General features: G+C 67.3%; 21 protein-coding genes. 14 read left to right on the top strand and 7 right to left on the bottom strand.

The genetic code is table 11. The features are described 5' to 3' along the window. The first annotated feature begins 226 nt into the window (after positions 1–226). Genes ISF28_RS03990 through ISF28_RS03980 form a run of 3 tightly spaced genes read left to right on the top strand, consistent with a single transcriptional unit; the run spans position 227 to position 3,699 of the window. A complete protein-coding gene (locus tag ISF28_RS03990) occupies positions 227–1,555 on the top strand; it encodes a KamA family radical SAM protein (RefSeq protein WP_229518895.1) in 1,329 nt (442 codons plus the stop codon). A gap of 16 nt (positions 1,556–1,571) precedes the next feature. Next, positions 1,572–2,879, top strand: coding sequence for an MFS transporter (locus ISF28_RS03985; RefSeq protein ID WP_198115861.1), 1,308 nt, complete (start codon positions 1,572–1,574; stop codon positions 2,877–2,879). Further along, the gene (locus tag ISF28_RS03980; RefSeq protein WP_198115860.1) at positions 2,848–3,699 is read left to right on the top strand and encodes a fumarylacetoacetate hydrolase family protein; all 852 of its coding nucleotides are present in this window, start codon (positions 2,848–2,850) and stop codon (positions 3,697–3,699) included. The genes ISF28_RS03985 and ISF28_RS03980 overlap by 32 nt, the downstream gene beginning before the upstream one ends. 40 nt (positions 3,700–3,739) lie before the next feature. On the opposite strand, the gene ISF28_RS03975 is transcribed toward ISF28_RS03980, so the two are convergent. After that, positions 3,740–5,092, bottom strand: coding sequence for an aspartate aminotransferase family protein (locus tag ISF28_RS03975; RefSeq protein WP_198115859.1), 1,353 nt, complete (start codon positions 5,090–5,092; stop codon positions 3,740–3,742). A 91-nt stretch (positions 5,093–5,183) separates the two neighbouring features. Here ISF28_RS03975 and ISF28_RS03970 point away from each other — a divergent pair, with 91 nt between their 5' ends. The 4 genes from ISF28_RS03970 (at position 5,184) to ISF28_RS03955 (ending at position 8,218) form a co-directional block, all read left to right on the top strand. Beyond that, positions 5,184–5,738 carry a carboxymuconolactone decarboxylase family protein gene (locus ISF28_RS03970; protein WP_198115858.1) on the top strand — a complete coding sequence of 185 codons (555 nt, stop codon included), beginning with the start codon at positions 5,184–5,186 and terminating at the stop codon, positions 5,736–5,738. A 118-nt stretch (positions 5,739–5,856) separates the two neighbouring features. Next, positions 5,857–6,420 (top strand): transcriptional regulator, encoded by a 564-nt coding sequence (locus tag ISF28_RS03965; RefSeq protein ID WP_198115857.1) that lies wholly within the window; start codon positions 5,857–5,859, stop codon positions 6,418–6,420. An 8-nt stretch (positions 6,421–6,428) separates the two neighbouring features. Beyond that, positions 6,429–7,472, top strand: a complete 1,044-nt coding sequence (locus ISF28_RS03960; RefSeq protein WP_198115856.1) for a sensor histidine kinase — start codon at positions 6,429–6,431, stop codon at positions 7,470–7,472. Beyond that, positions 7,469–8,218, top strand: a complete 750-nt coding sequence (locus tag ISF28_RS03955; protein WP_198115855.1) for a LytR/AlgR family response regulator transcription factor — start codon at positions 7,469–7,471, stop codon at positions 8,216–8,218. The genes ISF28_RS03960 and ISF28_RS03955 overlap by 4 nt, the downstream gene beginning before the upstream one ends. 16 nt (positions 8,219–8,234) lie before the next feature. On the opposite strand, the gene ISF28_RS03950 is transcribed toward ISF28_RS03955, so the two are convergent. Genes ISF28_RS03950 through yjgA form a run of 4 tightly spaced genes read right to left on the bottom strand, consistent with a single transcriptional unit; the run spans position 8,235 to position 10,340 of the window. Further along, the gene (locus tag ISF28_RS03950; protein WP_105376471.1) at positions 8,235–8,432 is read right to left on the bottom strand and encodes a hypothetical protein; all 198 of its coding nucleotides are present in this window, start codon (positions 8,430–8,432) and stop codon (positions 8,235–8,237) included. 2 nt (positions 8,433–8,434) lie between these two features. Next, the gene (locus ISF28_RS03945) at positions 8,435–9,103 is read right to left on the bottom strand and encodes an alpha/beta hydrolase (RefSeq protein WP_198115854.1); all 669 of its coding nucleotides are present in this window, start codon (positions 9,101–9,103) and stop codon (positions 8,435–8,437) included. A 30-nt stretch (positions 9,104–9,133) separates the two neighbouring features. After that, positions 9,134–9,751 (bottom strand): molybdopterin adenylyltransferase, encoded by a 618-nt coding sequence (mog, locus tag ISF28_RS03940; RefSeq protein WP_198115853.1) that lies wholly within the window; start codon positions 9,749–9,751, stop codon positions 9,134–9,136. Then, a complete protein-coding gene (gene yjgA, locus ISF28_RS03935) occupies positions 9,735–10,340 on the bottom strand; it encodes a ribosome biogenesis factor YjgA (RefSeq protein ID WP_198115852.1) in 606 nt (201 codons plus the stop codon). The genes mog and yjgA overlap by 17 nt, the downstream gene beginning before the upstream one ends. A 94-nt stretch (positions 10,341–10,434) precedes the next feature. On the opposite strand from yjgA, the gene pmbA reads away from it, so the two are divergent. Together pmbA and nfsB are read left to right on the top strand one after the other, a co-directional pair. Further along, positions 10,435–11,787: a metalloprotease PmbA gene (gene pmbA / locus ISF28_RS03930; RefSeq protein WP_198115851.1), complete on the top strand. Its 1,353-nt coding sequence runs from the start codon at positions 10,435–10,437 to the stop codon at positions 11,785–11,787. A gap of 112 nt (positions 11,788–11,899) precedes the next feature. Further along, a complete protein-coding gene (gene nfsB / locus ISF28_RS03925; protein WP_198115850.1) occupies positions 11,900–12,553 on the top strand; it encodes an oxygen-insensitive NAD(P)H nitroreductase in 654 nt (217 codons plus the stop codon). 3 nt (positions 12,554–12,556) lie between these two features. On the opposite strand, the gene ISF28_RS03920 is transcribed toward nfsB, so the two are convergent. After that, positions 12,557–13,693 carry a M14 family metallopeptidase gene (locus ISF28_RS03920; protein WP_198115849.1) on the bottom strand — a complete coding sequence of 379 codons (1,137 nt, stop codon included), beginning with the start codon at positions 13,691–13,693 and terminating at the stop codon, positions 12,557–12,559. 154 nt (positions 13,694–13,847) lie between these two features. Between ISF28_RS03920 and ISF28_RS03915 the strand changes: the two genes are divergently transcribed. Further along, positions 13,848–14,102, top strand: a complete 255-nt coding sequence (locus ISF28_RS03915; RefSeq protein ID WP_198115848.1) for a DUF2442 domain-containing protein — start codon at positions 13,848–13,850, stop codon at positions 14,100–14,102. On the opposite strand, the gene paaX is transcribed toward ISF28_RS03915, so the two are convergent. Then, a complete protein-coding gene (paaX, locus tag ISF28_RS03910; RefSeq protein WP_198115847.1) occupies positions 14,103–15,029 on the bottom strand; it encodes a phenylacetic acid degradation operon negative regulatory protein PaaX in 927 nt (308 codons plus the stop codon). A gap of 104 nt (positions 15,030–15,133) precedes the next feature. On the opposite strand from paaX, the gene paaA reads away from it, so the two are divergent. The 4 genes from paaA to paaD all read left to right on the top strand — a co-directional run bounded on the left by paaA (position 15,134) and on the right by paaD (position 17,793). Then, positions 15,134–16,123, top strand: a complete 990-nt coding sequence (gene paaA, locus ISF28_RS03905) for a 1,2-phenylacetyl-CoA epoxidase subunit PaaA (protein WP_198115846.1) — start codon at positions 15,134–15,136, stop codon at positions 16,121–16,123. Positions 16,124–16,218: 95 nt separating this feature from the next. After that, positions 16,219–16,503: a 1,2-phenylacetyl-CoA epoxidase subunit PaaB gene (gene paaB, locus ISF28_RS03900; RefSeq protein WP_036170214.1), complete on the top strand. Its 285-nt coding sequence runs from the start codon at positions 16,219–16,221 to the stop codon at positions 16,501–16,503. Between the two features lie 7 nt (positions 16,504–16,510). Further along, the gene (paaC, locus tag ISF28_RS03895) at positions 16,511–17,266 is read left to right on the top strand and encodes a 1,2-phenylacetyl-CoA epoxidase subunit PaaC (protein ID WP_198115845.1); all 756 of its coding nucleotides are present in this window, start codon (positions 16,511–16,513) and stop codon (positions 17,264–17,266) included. Then, complete coding sequence (gene paaD / locus ISF28_RS03890; RefSeq protein WP_229518865.1) at positions 17,266–17,793, top strand: 1,2-phenylacetyl-CoA epoxidase subunit PaaD; 528 nt, start codon at positions 17,266–17,268, stop codon at positions 17,791–17,793. The genes paaC and paaD overlap by 1 nt, the downstream gene beginning before the upstream one ends. Positions 17,794–17,798 lie beyond the last annotated feature (5 nt).

Below are 17,798 nucleotides of genomic sequence, written 5' to 3'. Positions count from 1 at the left end.
GGATGTGGAAATGCGTGATAAACGGCACTTCAACTTGACTCGCGGCAACTTGATGACAATGGCGGCCGCCTACTATCGGTTCCTGTCGGCAATTATTTCCATGTGTCACCTTTTGCTGTCACTAACCACTTCCCTCAGGAGAACTCCCGTGACCTCAGCCGCGACGCCCGCCAAGTTCAAGCCTTATACCCGCCAGTCGATCCAGAGTGCCCGCCAATGGCAATGGATGAGCCCCGACCTGCAGGAAGCGGTGCAGGTGGTCTCCCATGTCCTGCCGTTCCGCGTGAACGAATATGTCCTGGATCAACTGATTGATTGGAACAACATTCCTGACGATCCGATTTATCGCCTGACCTTCCCCCATCGCGACATGCTGCCCGCGCGCGAATACGAGCAGCTGCGCGACCTGGTGCTGTACAAAAAGGACGAGGCCGCGACCGCGAAGCTCGTGCACGACATCCGCATGCGCATGAATCCGCATCCGGCCGGCCAGATGACGCACAACGTGCCGCGCGTGAACGACGCGCCGGTCAAGGGCCTGCAGCACAAGTACAAGGAAACCGTGCTGTTCTTCCCCAGCGCGGGCCAGACCTGCCATGCCTACTGCACGTTCTGTTTCCGCTGGCCGCAGTTCGTCGGCATGGAAGAGATGAAGTTCGACGCGCGCGAATGCACGGAGCTCGTGTCCTACCTGGCCACGCATCCGGACGTGACCGACGTCCTGATCACCGGCGGCGATCCGATGATCATGAATACGCGTTCGCTCACCGAGTTCATCGAACCGCTGCTGGCGCCGGAACTGGCGCACATCCAGAACATCCGCATCGGCACCAAGTCGGTCGCGTACTGGCCGCAGCGCTACGTGTCGGACAAGGACAGCGACGACCTGATGCGCCTGTTCGAAAAAGTCGTCAAGGCGGGCAAGAACCTCGCGCTGATGGGGCATTACAACCACGCCGTCGAGCTGCGCCAGCCGGTGGCCCAGCAGGCCGTCAAGCGCATCGTCGGCACCGGCGCCACCTTGCGCATGCAGGGGCCGCTGATCCGCCACATCAACGAAGACCCGAACAGCTGGGCCGAGTTGTGGACGACGGGCGTGCGCCTGGGCGCGATCCCGTACTACATGTTCGTCGAGCGCGACACGGGCCCGCGCGATTATTTCGCGCTGCCGCTGGCCCGCGCACACGAGATCTTCCAGGCCGCGTACAGCATGGTGTCGGGCCTGTCGCGCACCGTGCGCGGGCCGTCGATGAGCGCGTTCCCGGGCAAGGTCGTGATCGACGGCGTGGTCACGATCAACGGCGAGAAGCTGTTCGCGCTGCAGTTCCTGCAGGCGCGCAATCCGGACTGGGTGCGCCGGCCGTTCTTCGCGAAATACGATCCCGACGCCACCTGGCTCGATCACCTGAAACCCGCGTTCGGCCGCAAGAAATTCTTCTTCGAGGGCGGGGAGGACGACCACGAGGCCTTTGCCGCGGCGGGCCGCGTGATCCCGATCCAGCCGGCGCGCACCCACGACCAGCGCGCCAGCGACAGCCAACCCGACGCGGCCTGACCCGCAGGAGGCGTGCATGGAAACCGACCAGAGCCAGGCGCGCCTTTCCGGCGTGGCAGTGTTTTTCTACGTGTTCCTGCCGTTCGCGCTGGGGCATTACCTGTCCTCGCTGCTGCGCAACGTGAACGCCGTGCTGGCGCCGCATCTGGTCGGCGCCCTCGCGCTGACGCCGGGCCAGCTCGGCCTGCTCACCAGCGCATTCTTCTTCGCGTTCGCCCTCGTCCAGCTGCCGGTCGGGATCGCGCTCGACCGCTACGGCCCGCGCAAGGTGCAGGTGGTCCTGCTGATGTTCGCGGCGCTGGGCACGCTGCTGTTCGCCACCGGCCGGTCGTTCGGCCAGCTGGTGCTGGCGCGCGCCGTCATCGGTTGCGGCCTGGGCGGCTGCTTCATGTCGGCCGTGAAGGCGATCTCCACGTGGATCTCGCCCAAGCGCCTGCCGTCCGTGCAGGGCTATCTGATCGCCGTGGGCGGCCTGGGCGCGGCCTCGAGCACCATGCCGGTGCGCATGCTGCTGCAGCACATGGACTGGCGTGGGCTGTTCCTGTTGCTGGCCGCGTTGACGGGCGGCTGCGGCTTGCTGATCTGGCTCGTCACGCCCAGGACGAAGGCGCCCGGCGGCGCGCTGCCGACCGTGCGTTCGGTGCTGGACGTGTACCGCGCGCCCGCGTTCCGCACGACGATCTCGCTGGTGCTCGTGCCGCATGCGATCTTCTTCGGCATCCAGGGGCTGTGGATCGGGCGCTGGCTGTCCGACGTGGCCCGCTTCCCCGACGCCGCCGTCGCCTACCTGCTGTACATGGGGATGGCGTCCGTGATCTTCGGCGCCATCGCCGTCGGCATGATCACGGAATGGGCCGGGCGGCGCGGCATCGAGGCGCTGGACGTGGCCGGCGTCGGCGTCATGCTGTTCGTCCTCGTGCAGGTGGCGATCGTGTGCAGCTGGCGTCCCAGCCTGCAGCTGCTGTCGGTGCTGTTCACGCTCGTGGGCACGATCACCGGCATCGAATACGCGATCGTGGCCCAGAGCCTGCCGCGCGCGCTGACGGGGCGCGCGGCCACCTGCCTGAATCTCCTGATCTTCATCGGCGCCTTCGTCGTGCAGGCGGGCTTCGGCCTGATCGTCGGCCTGTGGCATCCCGACGCCGGCAGCCACTTCCCGGTCATGGCCTACCGCGTCGCGTTCGGCGTGCTGGTGGCGCTGCAACTGCCCGGTCTCGTCGGCTACGTCCACCACTTCCTTCGGCGCCGTCAAGTAAAATGCGGCATCGTTGTGCTCACCCAGAAGGAAGAATATGAGATTGGTTCGTTACGGTCGCCCCGGTAAGGAAAAGCCCGGCCTGTTCGACGAGGAAGGCCGCCTGCGCGACCTGTCCGGCGTGATCGACGACGTCGATGCGTCGGTGCTGTCGGACAAGGCGCTGCGCAAGCTCGCCAAGGTGGACTGGAAGACGCTGCCGCTGGTGCGCGGCAACCCGCGCTTCGGCGTGCCGGTCAAGGGCGTCGGCAAGTTCATCGGGATCGGCATGAATTATTCCGACCATGCGGCCGAAGTCGGCGCGCCGATCCCGAAGGAACCGGCCATGTTCATGAAGGCGACGTCGTCCCTGAACGGCCCGGACGATCCGATCCGGCTGCCGCAAGGTTCCAGGAAGACCGATTGGGAAGTGGAGCTGGGCGTCGTCATCGGCACGCGCGCGCAGTACGTGGACGAGAAGGACGCGTTGAAATACGTGGCCGGCTACTGCGTCGTCAACGACGTTTCCGAGCGCGCCTACCAGTTCGAACTCGGTTCGCAGTGGTCCAAGGGCAAGGGCTGCGACACGTTCGGTCCCGTCGGCCCGTTCCTCGTGACGAAGGACGAGATCCTCGACGTGCAGGACCTGGACCTGTACCTGGAACTGAACGGCAAGCGCATGCAGACCGGGAACACGTCGAAGATGATTTTCCCGGTGGCGCATATCGTCAGCTACCTGTCGCGCTTCATGACCCTGGAGCCGGGCGACATCATCAGCACGGGCACGCCGCCGGGCGTGGGCCTGGGGCGCAGCCCGCAGCGCTTCCTCAAGAAGGGCGACAAGCTGCGGCTCGGGATTGCGGGGCTCGGTGAGCAGCAGCAGGAAGTGGTCGCCTACCCTAAATCGTAAGCATGTAGGGTGAGCACTCCGTGCCCACCATGCGTTACCGCTACGCGTGTGTTTGGTGGACACGGGATGTCCACCCTACGGCGCTGTCGATTGCTTCCTTCAAGCGCCCCACGATCTCGCACAGATCGCCCTGCGTGACGACGAACGGCGGCGCCAGCAGCACATGGTCGCCCTGGCGGCCGTCGATCGTGCCCCCCATCGGATAGACCAGCAAGCCGTTCTCCATCGCGCGCGCCTTGATGGCCGCGTGCAGCTTCAGCTCCGGCGCGAACGGCGTCTTCGTCGCGCGCTCGCGCACCAGTTCCAGCGCCAGGAACAGCCCGCGGCCGCGGATATCGCCCACGTGCGGGTGGTCTTCGAATTCCTCGTCCAGCATCGCCCGCAGCTGGGCGCCGCGCAGGCGGACCTGCGTGAGCAGATCGTCGCGCTCGATCACCTGCTGGACGGCGAGGGCCGCCGCCGCCGCCACCGGATGCCCGATATACGTATGCCCGTGCAGGAACACGCCGCTGCCGGCGCGCAGGCGCTCGACGATGGCGCCGTTCACGAGCACCGCGCCGACCGGCTGGTAGCCCGCGCCCAGGCCCTTGGCCACGGCGATCAGGTCGGGCGCCACGCCGTCCTGCTCGATGGCGTACATGGTGCCGGTGCGGCCCATCCCGCACATCACTTCGTCGGCGATGAACAGGATGCCGTATTTGTCGCACAGCGCGCGCACGCCGCGGAAGTAGCCGGGCGTGGGCGGGATCGCGCCGCCCGTCGCGCCCACCACCGGTTCGGCGCAGAACGCGATCACGCGTTCCGGACCGGCCTGCAGGATCGCCGCTTCCAGTTCGTCCAGCAGCATCGCCGTGTACTGGTCGACGGTCTGGCCGTCGGCGCGGCCGCGGTATTCGTAGCAGGCCGAGACCCGCTCGACGTCGATCAGGAGGGGCGCGAACGGCTGGCGGCGCCATTCGTTGCCGCCCACGGCCAGCGCGCCCAGGGTATTCCCGTGGTAGCTCTGGCGGCGCGCGATGAACAGCGAGCGCTTGGATTCTCCGCCCTCGACGAAGTACTGGCGTGCCAGCTTGAGCGCGGTCTCCATCGCTTCCGATCCGCCCGACACGAGATACACGCCTTCGATCCCGGCCGGCGCGGTCGCCACGAGGCGGTCGGCCAGTTGTTCCGCCACCTCGGTCGTGAAGAACGCGGTGTGGGCATAGGCGCAGCGGTCGATCTGGCGGTGCATGGCCGCGATCACGTCCGGATGGCCGTGCCCGAGCGACGACACGGCCGCGCCGCCGCTGGCGTCGAGATAGCTGCGCCCCTCGCTGTCGTACAGGTAGACGCCCGCGCCGCCGACCGCGACGGGCGGTGTCTGGCGCAGGCTGCGATGCAGGATGTGAGTCATGAACGCTCCCGAAAAGGTCGACGCTTGACAATAAGCGGGAACCGTCCGGATTCTTTTGATTTTTGCCTCGAGGCATGCGAATATTTTCCGCATGACCGACCGCCTCCGCCCGATTCCGCCGCAAGACTGGACCGACGCCCAGCGCGCCGCGGCCCAGGACATCATCAACGGGCCGCGCGGCGCGCTGTACGGCCCGTTCGTGCCGCTGCTGCGCAGCCCCGAGCTCATGCAGTATGCACAGCGGCTGGGCGAATACCTGCGCTACCGCAGCGCCATCGGCGTGCGCCTGTCCGAGCTGGCGATCCTCGTCACCGCGCGCGAGTGGGACCAGCAGGTCGAGTGGGCCATCCACGCGCCCATCGCGCAGCAGGTGGGCGTGCCGGCGGACGTCATCGCCGCCATCGCCCGGCGCGAGCGGCCGGCCGCGCTGCTCGTCGACGAAGCGGTAGTGTACGACTTCTGCATGGAATTGCATCGCCACAAGCGCGTGTCGGACCGCGTCTACGACGACGCGCTGGCCCTGTTCGGCGAACAGGGCGTCGTCGACCTGATGGGCGTGAACGGCTACTACACGTTTCTTGCGATGGTGATGAACACGGCGCGCACGGCGGTGCCGGCGTCGAGTGCGGCGCCGTTGCCGGACTAGCTCGTCGGCCGCCGGCCGCGTCCGTCGCGGCGCGGCAGCCGTCCGTCGCATGGCCCCGCGGATGGCCCCCACCGCCGGCATAGTGACGGCTCCCCAACCACTCCAGAAGGATCCGTCGATGAAACCGCATTACATCCTCGCCGCCGCGGCGGCCGCCACCACCGTCCTCGCCCTGGCCGCGCAGCCCGCGCCGTTGCCGCCGAGCTGGCACGTCGCCGGCGACCATCCCGACAAATTCACGGCCGGCGTGGACACCTCGCCGGAAGGGCGGGGCGCCAAGTTCTTGCGCAGCAAGACGAAGGACCCCGACGCGTGGGCATCGCTGCTCCAATCCGTCCAGGCGCAGCGCTACCTCGGCCAGCGCGTGCGTTTCCGCGCCCGTCTGCGCACCGAGGACATGAGCAAGTGGGGCGGATTGTGGATGAGCGTGAATGCCAAGGACGGCAGGACCCTGGCCTTCTATAACACCCACGACAAGCCGGTCACCGGCACCGCCGCGTGGCAGGAGCGCAGCATCGTGCTGGACGTCCCGGCCGACGCGGCGGCGATCTCGTTCGGCGCCATCGGCGCGGGGACCGGCGAAGTCTGGATGGAGCCGGTCGCCTTCGAGACCGTCGGCCGCGACGTCCCCGCCGACCGGATGCCGCCCGACGCCGCCCTCCCGACCGCGCCGACCCTGTGAACCCGGCGATGACCGACGACGACTGCGCCCGCGCCATCCGTCGCCTGTACGGCTGTTCGTGGCGCCAGGGCCTTCTCAGTGTCCTGTGCCTGGCGCTCGTCGCGGGCGGCGCGCTGCTGCTGGGGCGCCACGCCTTGCTCGCCCTGTTCGGCGCGATCGTCGTGCCGGGGTTCGCGGCCTGCGCGCTGCTGCTGCTTGCGGCGCGCATGCTTGGCCGGCGGCTCGGCTGGACCGGCGCCGCCGGCACGCTGCTGGCCGCGGCCGGCGCCGGCGCGTGGGCCGTGCTGCCGGCCTACCAAAGGGTGCTCGCGGCGTGGGACGTGCAGGCGCTGCCGGACGCGCAGTTGCTGGCCAGTGTCGTCGGCGTGAACGCGGCCGTGCTCGTGCTGCCGCTGTGGTTCGCCCGCACCCGGGCGCGTGCGCAGCAGCTGGCGGACCTGCGCAGCGCGGCGCTGGCGGCGGAACTGAAGGCGCTGCAGGCCCAGGTCGAACCGCACTTCCTGTACAACACGCTCGCCAACACGAGATACCTGGCGCGCCACCAGCCACCGCGCGCCGTGGAGATGCTCGAACACCTGATCGCCTACCTGCACAGCGCGCTGCCCGACATGCGCAGCGAAGCATCGACCCTGGGCCGCGAATTCGAACTGGCCGGACACTACCTGGCGCTGATGGCGATCCGCTTCGGCGAGCGGCTGCAATACCGGCTCGATTGCCCGTCCGCGCTGGCGGCCATGGCGATGCCGCCGCTGCTCCTGATGACGCTCGTCGAGAACGCCGTGCGCCACGGCGTCGAACCCAAGCCGGGCACCGTGCGGATCGCCGTGACGGCGGCCTGGCAGGCCGACGTGTTGACCATCGTCGTCGCGGACGACGGCGCCGGCGTCGGCGACGCGACGATGGGCAGCGGCGTCGGCCTGCGCAACCTGCGCCAGCGCCTGCAAGCGTTATACGGCACGCGCGCCGGCTTCGTCCTGCGCCGCGGCGATGCGGGGCTGACGGAAGCCGTGCTGACGTTGCCGGCGGTGGCCGGCGTGGAGCTGGCGGCATGACGGCGCCCAGCGTCCCGCCTCGCATCCTCCTTGCGGATGATGAACCGCTGCTGCTGGCGGAACTCGTCGAGGCCCTGGAGCGCCTGTGGCCCGAGGCGAACATCGCCGTCGCCCAGGACGGCATCGAGGCACTGCGCCTGGGCCGCGAATGGATGCCTGACGTGGCCTTCCTCGACATCCGCATGCCGGGGCTCGACGGCCTGGAAGTGGCGCGGGTGTTCGGCGCGCGCACCCACGTCGTGTTCGTGACGGCCTACGGCGAACATGCGCTGGCCGCCTTCGATGAAGGGGCCGTGGATTACGTCGTGAAGCCGATCGCGCTGGAACGCCTCGCGCGCGCGGTGGAGCGCGTGCGTGCGCGCCTGGCGTCGCCGCCGCCGGACCTCACGCACCTCGTGGCGCGGCTGCGGCCTCTGCCTGCGGCCCCCGCCTGGCTGCAGGCGACGGTCGGCAATACGATCCATTTCATCGACCTGGCCGACGTCGTTTATTTTTGCGCCGACGCGAAGTACACGCGCGTCGTGACGGACGCCCTGGAAGCCCATATCCGTCTGAGTTTGAAGGAATTGGCCGAGTCGCTCGATCCGGCCGCGTTCTGGCAGATCCACCGCGGCTACATGGTGGCCGTGCGGCGCATCGCCAGCGCCGCACGGGCCGAGGATGGGGCCCTGTGGGTGTACCTGCGCGGCCACAAGACGCGGCTGCCCGTCAGCCAGCGCTTCCAGCACCTGTTCCGCGGGATGTGAGGGATGCCGGCCCGGCTTATGCCAGCGCTTCCTTCGCGGCCTGTTCCGGGGTCAAGCCTTCGTAGAACATGTCGGTGAACCACTCGACCTGCTCCTCGATGTGTTCCTGCGCCTGTTTCTGGGTGGCGCCGCCGGCGACGAGGTGGTGTTCGACCTCGATACACCAGTGAATGAGCGCCAGCGTCTCGTCGTCGAGCTGTTCTTTCTTTGCCATCGTCAGCCCAGCACTTTCTTCAGCCACGCCGAGATGTCCTGGACTTCTTCCAGGCACAGCGTGTGCTGCATCGCGTATTCATGCCATTCGAGCCGGTAGCCGAGCGAGACGAGCAGGTCGCGCGACGCCTCGGCGCGGTTGAACGGCACCACGTTGTCGTAGCGGCCGTGCGCCATGAAGATCGGCGTGGAGGTGCCGGCGCCGGTGCGCTCCGTCGCCAGCTGGGCGGACAGCGGCACGTAGCCGGACAGGCACAGCAGGCCGGCCAGCGGTTCCGAATGGCGCAGGCCCGTCTGGATGGCCATCGCGCAGCCCTGCGAGAAGCCGGCCAGCACGATGCGCGACGCGGGAATGCCGCGTGCATTCTCGCGTTCGATGAACGCTTCGACGTCCTGCTGCGACGCGCGCAGGCCGTTCTCGTCCTCGCGGCGCGTGAGGTCCAGGCCGGTGATGTCGTACCAGGCGCGCATCACGTAGCCGTTGTTGATGGTCACCGGCATCGTCTTCGCGTGCGGGAAGATGAAGCGGATGCCGGGCAGGCCGGACAAGTCCAGCTCGCGCACGATCGGCACGAAGTCGTTGCCGTCCGCGCCCAGGCCGTGCATCCAGATGATGGCGATTTCCGGGTTGTCGTTGGTCTCGATCTGGATGTGTTCCAGCAGGTCGCTCATGCGGTGTCCTCGCGCGGTGTCAATGTTTAATCAGGATGCGGCGGGGCGTTGCGCCGACTTGGGACGCCAGGTCTTGCAGACGTCCGGGTTCGTGTCGGCGTAAGGGCCGCCGATCAGGTCGATGCAATACGGGACGGCCGCGAAGATGCCGCCGACGACGGTCTTGCCGTCCGCATCCTTCAGGCCTTCGAGCGTTTCCTTGATCGACTTCGGCTGGCCCGGCAGGTTCATGACCAGCGCGGCGTGGTCCGCCGTTTCGCGGATCACGGCCGTCTGGCGCGACAGGATCGCGGTCGGCACGAAGTGCAGGCTGATCTGGCGCATCTGCTCGCCGAAGCCCGGCATTTCCTTGGTGCCCACGGCGAGGGTCGCTTCCGGCGTGACGTCGCGCCGCGCGGGGCCCGTGCCGCCCGTCGTCAGCACGAGGTGGCAGCGGACCGTGTCGACCAGTTCGACGAGCGTCTGCTCGATACTGGCGCGGTCGTCCGGGATCAGGCGCGTCTCGACGCGGAACGGGGTGACGAGCGCGGATTCCAGCCACGCGCGCAGCGCGGGAATGCCCTTGTCCTCGTAGACGCCGCCGCTGGCGCGGTCCGAGACCGACACCAGGCCGACGACCAGTTCTTCGACTTTATTGTCCAGACTCATCGTCGTCGTCCTCATCGTCGCCCGAGTCTTCCGCCGGCGCGGCTTTCGGCGCCTTGGCCAGGTCCTTCAGGATCTGGAAGATTTCGCGGTAGGCCTTCGGCGGCTTGTTCTCGGCCTGTTCCTTGCGCGCGTTGCGGATCAGGGTGCGCAGGTGCTGCACGTCCAGGTCGGGGTGTTCTTCCAGCAGCTGGGTCAGGGCCTTGTCGTCGGCCAGCAGCTTGTCGCGGCGGCGTTCCAGCGCGTGCAGGGCGGCCGCTTCGGCCTTGGACGTGCCTTTCCAGCTTTCGATGGTGCGCTGGATGACGGCCACTTCCTCCTCGTCGAGGGAGCGCATCAACTTGCCGACGAATTGCAGCTGACGGCGCCGGCCCTCGTGGTTGGTGATGGTCTGGCACACGAGGATGGCGTCGCGGACTTCCTCCGGCATCGGGACGCGCTTGACGCGGTCGCGCGGCGCGTCGATGAGTTGTTCGCCGAGCTTCTGCAACTCGTTACTCTGGCGCTTGAGTTCGGACTTGGAGGGGCGGTCGTATTCCTGGTCGAACTCGTCGGAGCGGAAGCCGACGGAGCCGCGGTTGGCATTTGGCATGATGATCTGGATCCGGCAAGCGCACAGCCAGCCGGTAAAAACGGTAAACGGCTGCTATGATAACTGTTTTACGGCTCGCTTTCGAAAAACGCACATGACCGACACCGTCTTCACCCATACCCAGGATCAGCTCAAGCAGCTTGCACAGGACGTGCTTGCCATTGCCAAAGAAACGGGCGCCAGCGATGCGTCGGTCGAGATCAGCGAGGGTAGCGGGCTGGCGGTGACGGTGCGCAAGGGCCAGGTCGAGACCATCGAACAGAACAAGGACAAGGGCATCGGCGTGACCGTCTACTGCGGCAAGCGCCGCGGCCATGCCAACACGTCCGACTTCTCGCGCGATTCGCTGCGCGCCACCGTCGAGGCGGCGTACAACATCGCCCGCTTCACGGCCGAGGACCCGGCCGCCGGCCTGCCCGACGCCGACCTGCTGGAAACGAACCCGCGCGACCTGCGCCTGTGCTACCCGTGGGAGGTCAGCGCCGAAGAGGCCGTGACCATCGCCCAGCGCTGCGAGGCGGCCGCGTTCGCCGTCGACAAGCGCGTCACCAACAGCGAGGGCGCCAGCGTCTACGTGCAGCAGTCGCACTTCGTGGCGGCCAACTCGCTCGGCTTCTGCGCCGGCTACCCGTTCTCGCGCCATACCCTGTCCGTCGCCCCGATCGCCGGCAAGGGCGCCCACATGCAGCGCGACGACTGGTATTCGTCGGCGCGCGACCCCAAGAAGCTGGGCGACCCCGAAAAGATCGGCCGCTACGCCGCCGAGCGCGCCCTCGCGCGCCTGAACGCGCGCAAGCTCGACACGCGCACGTGCCCCGTGCTGTTCGAGGCCCCGCTGGCCGCCGGCCTGCTGGGCGCGTTCGTCCAGGCAACGTCGGGCGGCGCGCTGTACCGCAAATCGAGCTTCCTGCTCGATTCCCTCGGCCAGAATATTTTCCCGTCGCACATCCAGATCGTCGAAGACCCGCACCTGATCGGCGGCGTGGGCTCGGCCCCGTTCGACGAAGAGGGCGTGCGCACGCAGCGCCGCAAGGTCGTCAGCGACGGCGTGCTGCAGGGCTATTTCCTGTCGTCTTATTCGGCCCGCAAGCTGGGCATGCAGACGACGGGCAACGCGGGCGGTTCGCACAACCTGGAAATCCTGTCCAAGGACACGAAGATCGCCGACGACTTCGAAGGCATGCTGCGCAAGATGGGCACCGGCCTGCTCGTCACGGAACTGATGGGACAGGGCACCAACTACGTCACGGGCGATTACTCGCGCGGCGCGTCCGGCTACTGGGTCGAGAACGGCGTCATCCAGTACCCGGTCGAGGAAATCACCATCGCGGGCAATATGAAGGACATGTTCCAGGCCATCGTCGGCGTCGGCAACGACGTGCTGACGCGCGGGAACAAGTCGACCGGGTCGATCCTGATCGAAAAGATGGTGGTCGCCGGTAGCTGATCGCAGGCGTCATCCTGTCCGGATGCAGAATTGCGCGCGGCGGGGAGGCGCCCTGCATGATCGGCGCCTGGCTGCGATAATCGCGAGACCATGCAAGCCAGAAAGGAATCGAATGGATATTCTCGCCGCCGCCAAACAACGCTACACCGCCAAGGCCTACGATCCCACCCGCCGCGTGCCGGAAGACACGATGCAGCAGATCTATGAAGTGCTGCGCAACAGCCCGTCCTCGGTGAACTCGCAGCCCTGGCACTTCATCGTCGCCAGCACGCCGGAGGGAAAGGCGCGCCTGGCCAAGGGCGTGCAGGGGCAGTACGGCTACAACGAGGCGAAGATCCTGAACGCGTCGCACGTGATCCTGTTCTGCACGCGCGTCGACGCCGAAGGGGGCCACCTGGAGCGCCTGCTCGAGCAGGAACAGCGCGACGGCCGCTTCAAGGACGATGCCGCCAAGGCCGGCCAGGCCAAGGGCCGCCTGGGCTACGTCGACCTGCACCGCTACACGCTGAAGGACTTGCCGCAGTGGTTCGAGAAGCAGGCGTACATCGCGCTGGGCAACGCCATGCTGGCGGCCAGCGCGCTGGGTGTGGACACGACGCCGATGGAAGGCCTCGACCCGGCCGCGCTGGACGCGGAACTGGGCCTGCACGAGAAGGGCCTGGCCAGCCTCGTGCTGCTGGCCTTCGGCTACCACGCCGACAGCGATTTCAACGCTTCTCTGCCGAAATCGCGCCTGGCGCGGGAACAGGTGTTCACCTTCCTGTAAGCGTCACTTTTCCAGCCGACGGATCGCCTGCAGTACCGGCTGCAGCACGGCGGCGCCGAGGCGCGCGCTGCGGGCGCCGTCCCAGCCGACCTGCGGATCCGGATCGTTGGCGTTGTCCTTGAACGGCAGTTCCAGGGTCAGCGACAGGCAGCCGAAGGCGTGGGTGACGTACGGCGAACCCATCGTCAGCACCTCGTCCGTGTACGGCTCTTTCGGATAGCCGTGGACGTCCTGGAAGTCGGGGCTGGCGATCATGAACGCGTCCGAGAAGGCTTGTTGCGCGGCGGCCTGCTCGGCGGTGAAGGTCGGCAGGGCGTCGCTGCCGGCGATGAAGACGTAGGGCAGGCCTTCGTCGCCATGCACGTCGAGGCACAGGTCGACGCCGGTCTCTTCCATCTTCTTGCGCACCAGGAAGACTTCCGGGCTACGCGCCATCGACGGGTTCAGCCACTCGCGGTTCAGGTTGGCGCCGGCCGCGTTCGTGCGCAGGTTGCCGCGCACGGACCCGTCCGGGTTCATGTTCGGCACGACGTAGAACACCGTCTCCTTCAGTAACTGGCGGCCGAACGGGTGGGCCGGGTCGAGCAGGGCGTCGAGCATGCCTTCGACGAACCACTCGGCCATCGTCTCGCCCGGGTGCTGGCGCGCGATGACCCACACCTTCTTGCGGCCCGCGCCTTCGTCGCCGATGACGAGCAGGTTCAGGTCGCGGCCGTCGACGGTCGAGCCGAGGTCGAGCATGCGCACGTGCTCGGACATCTGGGCGCGGTCGAGCAGCTCCAGGTGGCGCTCCCACGAATACGGCTCGAAATAGGCGTAGTAGACGCTGTCCATGGCCGGCGTGTGCTCGATGGTGAGAACCTGGCCGTCGAAGCGCGTCGGCACGCGGAACCAGTTGATGCGGTCGTAGCTCGCCATCGCGTGGTAGTCTTCCCAGCCTTTCGGGTAGGCGGACTGGCCGGCATTGAGCAGGCGGATCGTGCACGGCTGGCCCTGCGCGCCTTGCAGGCGGAAATAAAACCACTGGGTGATGTCGGCGTGCGAATCCTTGCGGATGTTCAGGTCGATGGCGTTCGCGCTCGTGGCGTTCACGACCTCGATGGCGCCAGCGTCGAACTGGCTGCTGATCTTGATAGACATGGATGTGTCCTGTTGTTGTTGGGTGTGAGGCGGCATGATACCGCTTTCGCCGCCGGAATCCAGATGCTCTGCCGCCGCTCAAGGAGTGATGTCGTCGTCTTTGCTACCGTTCTTGCTTGGCCGCATCGATGCGGCCGGCATGGAGGAGAGGGCAATGAAGAGCATTCGTGTGGCGCGGCCGGAAATCACGAGCATCGACCGGCGCGGCTTCTGGCTGCGCTGGCTCGACGAGGAGCTGTATCTGCCGTTCGCGCTGTTTCCCTGGTTCGAGCACGCCACTGTGGCGCAGCTGTGCCGCGTCGAACAACTGGGCCGGGAGTGCCTGTACTGGCCGGGGCTGGACCTGGAGCTGGCCCTGGACCGGATCCGGCATCCGATGGCGGCGGCGCAGTTCGCGCTGGATTGCTGATCAGCGCAATCCGCCGAAGCGTTCGACCAGTCCCGCATCCGCTTCCGGGGCGCCCGCATCCTCGCGCCGCAGGACGTCCATCAGGTGGCGTTCGGCCGGCGCCCACACGAGGCGGTAGATCGCGCGCGCGAGTGTGAACGCCTCCGATCCGGGCCACGGCTGCGGCAGCAGGGCCAGCGGCAGCATCGGGTCGTGCAACTGGACGCGGCGGTAGGCGTGGATCAGCAAGGTGCGCACGATGAACGCCTGCTCCGGGTCCGGCGCCGGCGCGTTGCCGAGCAGGTCGAGCAGGGGCGTGAACGCGTCGATGAAGCGGCGGTAGCCGGCCATGACGCCGGACAAGTCCCAGCCTTCCCGCACCAGTTCCGCCAGCGGCCGCGCGCCCACGTCCGGCAGTTCCGTCGCGGCGCACACGAACACCTTGTCCCTGCCTCCCACGCGGCCCAGCACCTCGGCCACGCTGTCGGGGGCGGCCGCCGGATGCGCCAGCAGGCCGGGCGCCAGCATCGCAAAACCTTCCCATTCGAGTTCCTTGCGCACGGCCGCGCGCAGGGCGCTGTCGATGCTGCCGTTGGGCGCCAGCAGCAGGGTCCAGCGGCCGTCCCAGTCGACGCCCGGCGGCGCGTAGATGCGGCGGTTGGCGCGCGCGAAGCGGGGCGCGGCGTCGGGCTGCAGGGCATAGCTGCTGCGCCGGCCCTCGCGATGCGCCACCAGCCAGCCCTCCTGGACGAGCCGGAACACGCTCGTGCGCACGAGCCGGTCCGTCACGCCGAGTGGGGCCACCAGCTCGATCAGGCTGCCCAGCCACAGGCGGCCGCCGTGCGGCGCGATGGCGTCGCCGAAGATCGTCATCACGAGCGATTTGGAACGCGGCGGGTCGGTGCCGAGGAAGTGGCTGATCCACTGATGGCTGCTGGGCTGGGTCATGGTCGGCGATTTTACCGCGTCTCAATATGATTCAAAATTTCGCTATACATCGGATTTTTTGTATCGTATTATGGATTCAGACAGATCGCAAACGGAGACTGATCATGTATGCCCAGATGGTGGACACCGGCCTGAAACAGGTCCAGACCCGCGCCGACATGAGCGAGGAGGAACAGGCGTTCCAGGCGCGCATCGACGCCGGCGTGAAGATCGAGCCCAAGGATTGGATGCCCGAGGCGTACCGCAAGACGTTGATCCGCCAGATCTCCCAGCACGCCCACTCGGAGATCGTCGGCCAACTGCCGGAAGGCAACTGGGTGACGCGGGCGCCCACGCTGAAGCGCAAATCCATCCTGCTGGCGAAAATCCAGGACGAGGCCGGCCACGGCCTGTACCTGTACAGCGCTGCGGAGACGCTGGGCGTGTCGCGCGACGAATTACTGGCCGCCCTGCACGCGGGGAAGGCCAAGTACTCGAGCATCTTCAATTACCCGACCTTGAGCTGGGCCGACATCGGCGCCATCGGCTGGCTGGTGGACGGTTCCGCGATCATCAACCAGATCCCGCTGTGCCGCTGCTCGTACGGGCCGTATGCCCGCGCGATGATCCGCGTGTGCAAGGAAGAATCGTTCCATGCGCGTCAGGGCTACGACATCATGATGAAGCTGGCGCAGGGCTCGCCCGAGCAGAAGGCGATGGCGCAGGACGCCCTGAACCGCTGGTGGTGGCCTTCCTTGATGATGTTCGGCCCGTCCGACGCCGAATCCGTCAACAGCGCGCAATCGACCCAGTGGCGCATCAAGCTGTTCTCGAACGACGAGCTGCGCCAGCGCATGGTCGACCAGACCGTGCCCCAGGCCGAATTCCTCGGTCTCACCATTCCCGATCCGGACCTCAAGTGGAACGAGGAGCGGGGACATTACGATTTCGGTGCGATCGATTGGGACGAGTTCCACAACGTCCTGAAGGGCAACGGCCCGTGCAACAAGGAGCGCCTGCGCACGCGGGTGAAGGCATACGAGGACGGCGCGTGGTTCCGCGAGGCGCTGGTGGCGCACGCGGACAAGCAGGCGGCAAAGAAGGCCGCCGCGTGACGTGATACCAGTGGTGGGCACGGGGTGCCCACCCTACAACGCACCGTAGGGTGGGCACCCTGTGCCCACCAAACCGAAAAAGCACGGAGACACAAATGAGCAAAGAATGGCCCCTGTGGGAAGTCTTCATCCGCAGCCAGCACGGCCTCGCCCATAAACACGTGGGCAGCCTGCACGCGCCGGACGCGGAGATGGCGATCAACAACGCGCGCGACGTCTACACGCGCCGCAACGAAGGCGTGTCGATCTGGGTGGTGAAGGCCGCCGACATCGTCGCCTCCAGCCCGGCCGACAAGGACGCGCTGTTCGAGCCGTCGAACAGCAAGGTCTACCGCCACCCCACCTTCTTCCCGATGCCGGAAGAAGTCAAGAACCTGTGAGCCGGCCGTGGATGCGAACAAGTTCGACTACCTTTTGCGCCAGGGCGACAACGCCCTGATCCTGTCGCAGCAGTTGTCGCAGCTGTGCGGCAAGGGCCCGGCACTGGAAGAAGACATGGCATTGACCAACGTCGCCCTCGACCTGCTCGGCCAGACGCGGATGTGGCTGACGTATGCCGGCGAAGTCGAAGGCCAGGGCCGCGACGAGGACCGCCTCGCCTACCTGCGCGACGCCCACGACTTCCGCAACTGCCTGCTCGTCGAGCAGCCGAACGGCGACTACGCGCAGACGATGATGCGGCAATTCCTGTTCGACACGTGGCACTACGTCCTGATGCGCGGCCTGCTCAATTCCAGCGACCGCCGCATCGCCGAGATCGCGGAAAAATCGATCAAGGAAGTGACGTACCACCTGCGCCGCAGCGGCGACCTCGTCGTGCGCCTGGGCGACGGCACGGACGTCAGCCGGCGCAAGATGCAGGATGCGCTGGACGATCTGTGGACGTATTCCGGCGAGATGTTCGTGTACGACGACGTCGACGAGGCCATGGTCGCGCAGGGCGTCGCGCCGGCCGCGCAGGCGCTGCGTGACGGCTTCCTCGCGCACGTGGCCGAGGTGCTGGAAGAAGCGACCTTGACGATGCCGCCGCCCGACGCCTACGTCCAGCGCGGCGGCAAGCAGGGCCGGCACACGGAACGCCTCGGCTACATCCTCGCCGAGATGCAGTTCCTGCAGCGCGCCTATCCGGGCGTCGAATGGTGATGGCCGTGGCGCTGCCTCCGATCACGGCCGAGCAGGTGCTGGCCTGGCTGGCGCAAGTCCCCGATCCGGAAATCCCGGTGATCTCCGTCGTCGACCTGGGCATCGTGCGCGCCGTGGACGTGCGCGACGATGGCGAGTGCGTCGTCACGATCACGCCGACGTATTCCGGCTGCCCCGCGATGGAAGTCATCGCCGCCGACATCGAACGGGCGTTGCGCGCGCGCGGCGTGGAACGGCTGCGCATCGCCACCCGGTTGTCGCCCGCGTGGACGACGGACTGGATGAGCGACGCCGGCAAGGCCGCGCTGAAGGGCTACGGCATCGCGCCGCCCGTGCAGCAGGTGATCGACATCAGCGCCCTGACGCGCGGCGTGAAGCGCCATGCGATCGAAGCGCCGGAGGTCGCGTGCCCGCATTGCGGTTCGGCGCACACGCGCCTGACCAGCCAGTTCGGTTCGACCCCGTGCAAGGCCTTGTACCAGTGCCTGGATTGCCGCGAGCCGTTCGACTACTTTAAATGCCATTGAGGCCC

It is taken from the genome of Massilia rhizosphaerae (assembly GCF_016093545.1).
Classification (GTDB): Bacteria; Pseudomonadota; Gammaproteobacteria; order Burkholderiales; family Burkholderiaceae_D; genus Telluria; species Telluria rhizosphaerae.
This window is presented reverse-complemented; position numbering and strand designations above follow the sequence as displayed.

What these genes read in the sequence shown, in the direction of transcription:
- ISF28_RS03990 (WP_229518895.1), top strand. Translation starts at nt 227, where the DNA reads ATGAGCCCCGACCTGCAGGAAGCGGTGCAGGTGGTCTCCCATGTCCTG.
- ISF28_RS03985 (WP_198115861.1), top strand. Translation starts at nt 1,572, where the DNA reads ATGGAAACCGACCAGAGCCAGGCGCGCCTTTCCGGCGTGGCAGTGTTT.
- ISF28_RS03980 (WP_198115860.1), top strand. Translation starts at nt 2,848, where the DNA reads ATGAGATTGGTTCGTTACGGTCGCCCCGGTAAGGAAAAGCCCGGCCTG.
- ISF28_RS03975 (WP_198115859.1), bottom strand. Translation starts at nt 5,092, where the DNA reads ATGACTCACATCCTGCATCGCAGCCTGCGCCAGACACCGCCCGTCGCG.
- ISF28_RS03970 (WP_198115858.1), top strand. Translation starts at nt 5,184, where the DNA reads ATGACCGACCGCCTCCGCCCGATTCCGCCGCAAGACTGGACCGACGCC.
- ISF28_RS03965 (WP_198115857.1), top strand. Translation starts at nt 5,857, where the DNA reads ATGAAACCGCATTACATCCTCGCCGCCGCGGCGGCCGCCACCACCGTC.
- ISF28_RS03960 (WP_198115856.1), top strand. Translation starts at nt 6,429, where the DNA reads ATGACCGACGACGACTGCGCCCGCGCCATCCGTCGCCTGTACGGCTGT.
- ISF28_RS03955 (WP_198115855.1), top strand. Translation starts at nt 7,469, where the DNA reads ATGACGGCGCCCAGCGTCCCGCCTCGCATCCTCCTTGCGGATGATGAA.
- ISF28_RS03950 (WP_105376471.1), bottom strand. Translation starts at nt 8,432, where the DNA reads ATGGCAAAGAAAGAACAGCTCGACGACGAGACGCTGGCGCTCATTCAC.
- ISF28_RS03945 (WP_198115854.1), bottom strand. Translation starts at nt 9,103, where the DNA reads ATGAGCGACCTGCTGGAACACATCCAGATCGAGACCAACGACAACCCG.
- mog (WP_198115853.1), bottom strand. Translation starts at nt 9,751, where the DNA reads ATGAGTCTGGACAATAAAGTCGAAGAACTGGTCGTCGGCCTGGTGTCG.
- yjgA (WP_198115852.1), bottom strand. Translation starts at nt 10,340, where the DNA reads ATGCCAAATGCCAACCGCGGCTCCGTCGGCTTCCGCTCCGACGAGTTC.
- pmbA (WP_198115851.1), top strand. Translation starts at nt 10,435, where the DNA reads ATGACCGACACCGTCTTCACCCATACCCAGGATCAGCTCAAGCAGCTT.
- nfsB (WP_198115850.1), top strand. Translation starts at nt 11,900, where the DNA reads ATGGATATTCTCGCCGCCGCCAAACAACGCTACACCGCCAAGGCCTAC.
- ISF28_RS03920 (WP_198115849.1), bottom strand. Translation starts at nt 13,693, where the DNA reads ATGTCTATCAAGATCAGCAGCCAGTTCGACGCTGGCGCCATCGAGGTC.
- ISF28_RS03915 (WP_198115848.1), top strand. Translation starts at nt 13,848, where the DNA reads ATGAAGAGCATTCGTGTGGCGCGGCCGGAAATCACGAGCATCGACCGG.
- paaX (WP_198115847.1), bottom strand. Translation starts at nt 15,029, where the DNA reads ATGACCCAGCCCAGCAGCCATCAGTGGATCAGCCACTTCCTCGGCACC.
- paaA (WP_198115846.1), top strand. Translation starts at nt 15,134, where the DNA reads ATGTATGCCCAGATGGTGGACACCGGCCTGAAACAGGTCCAGACCCGC.
- paaB (WP_036170214.1), top strand. Translation starts at nt 16,219, where the DNA reads ATGAGCAAAGAATGGCCCCTGTGGGAAGTCTTCATCCGCAGCCAGCAC.
- paaD (WP_229518865.1), top strand. Translation starts at nt 17,266, where the DNA reads ATGGCCGTGGCGCTGCCTCCGATCACGGCCGAGCAGGTGCTGGCCTGG.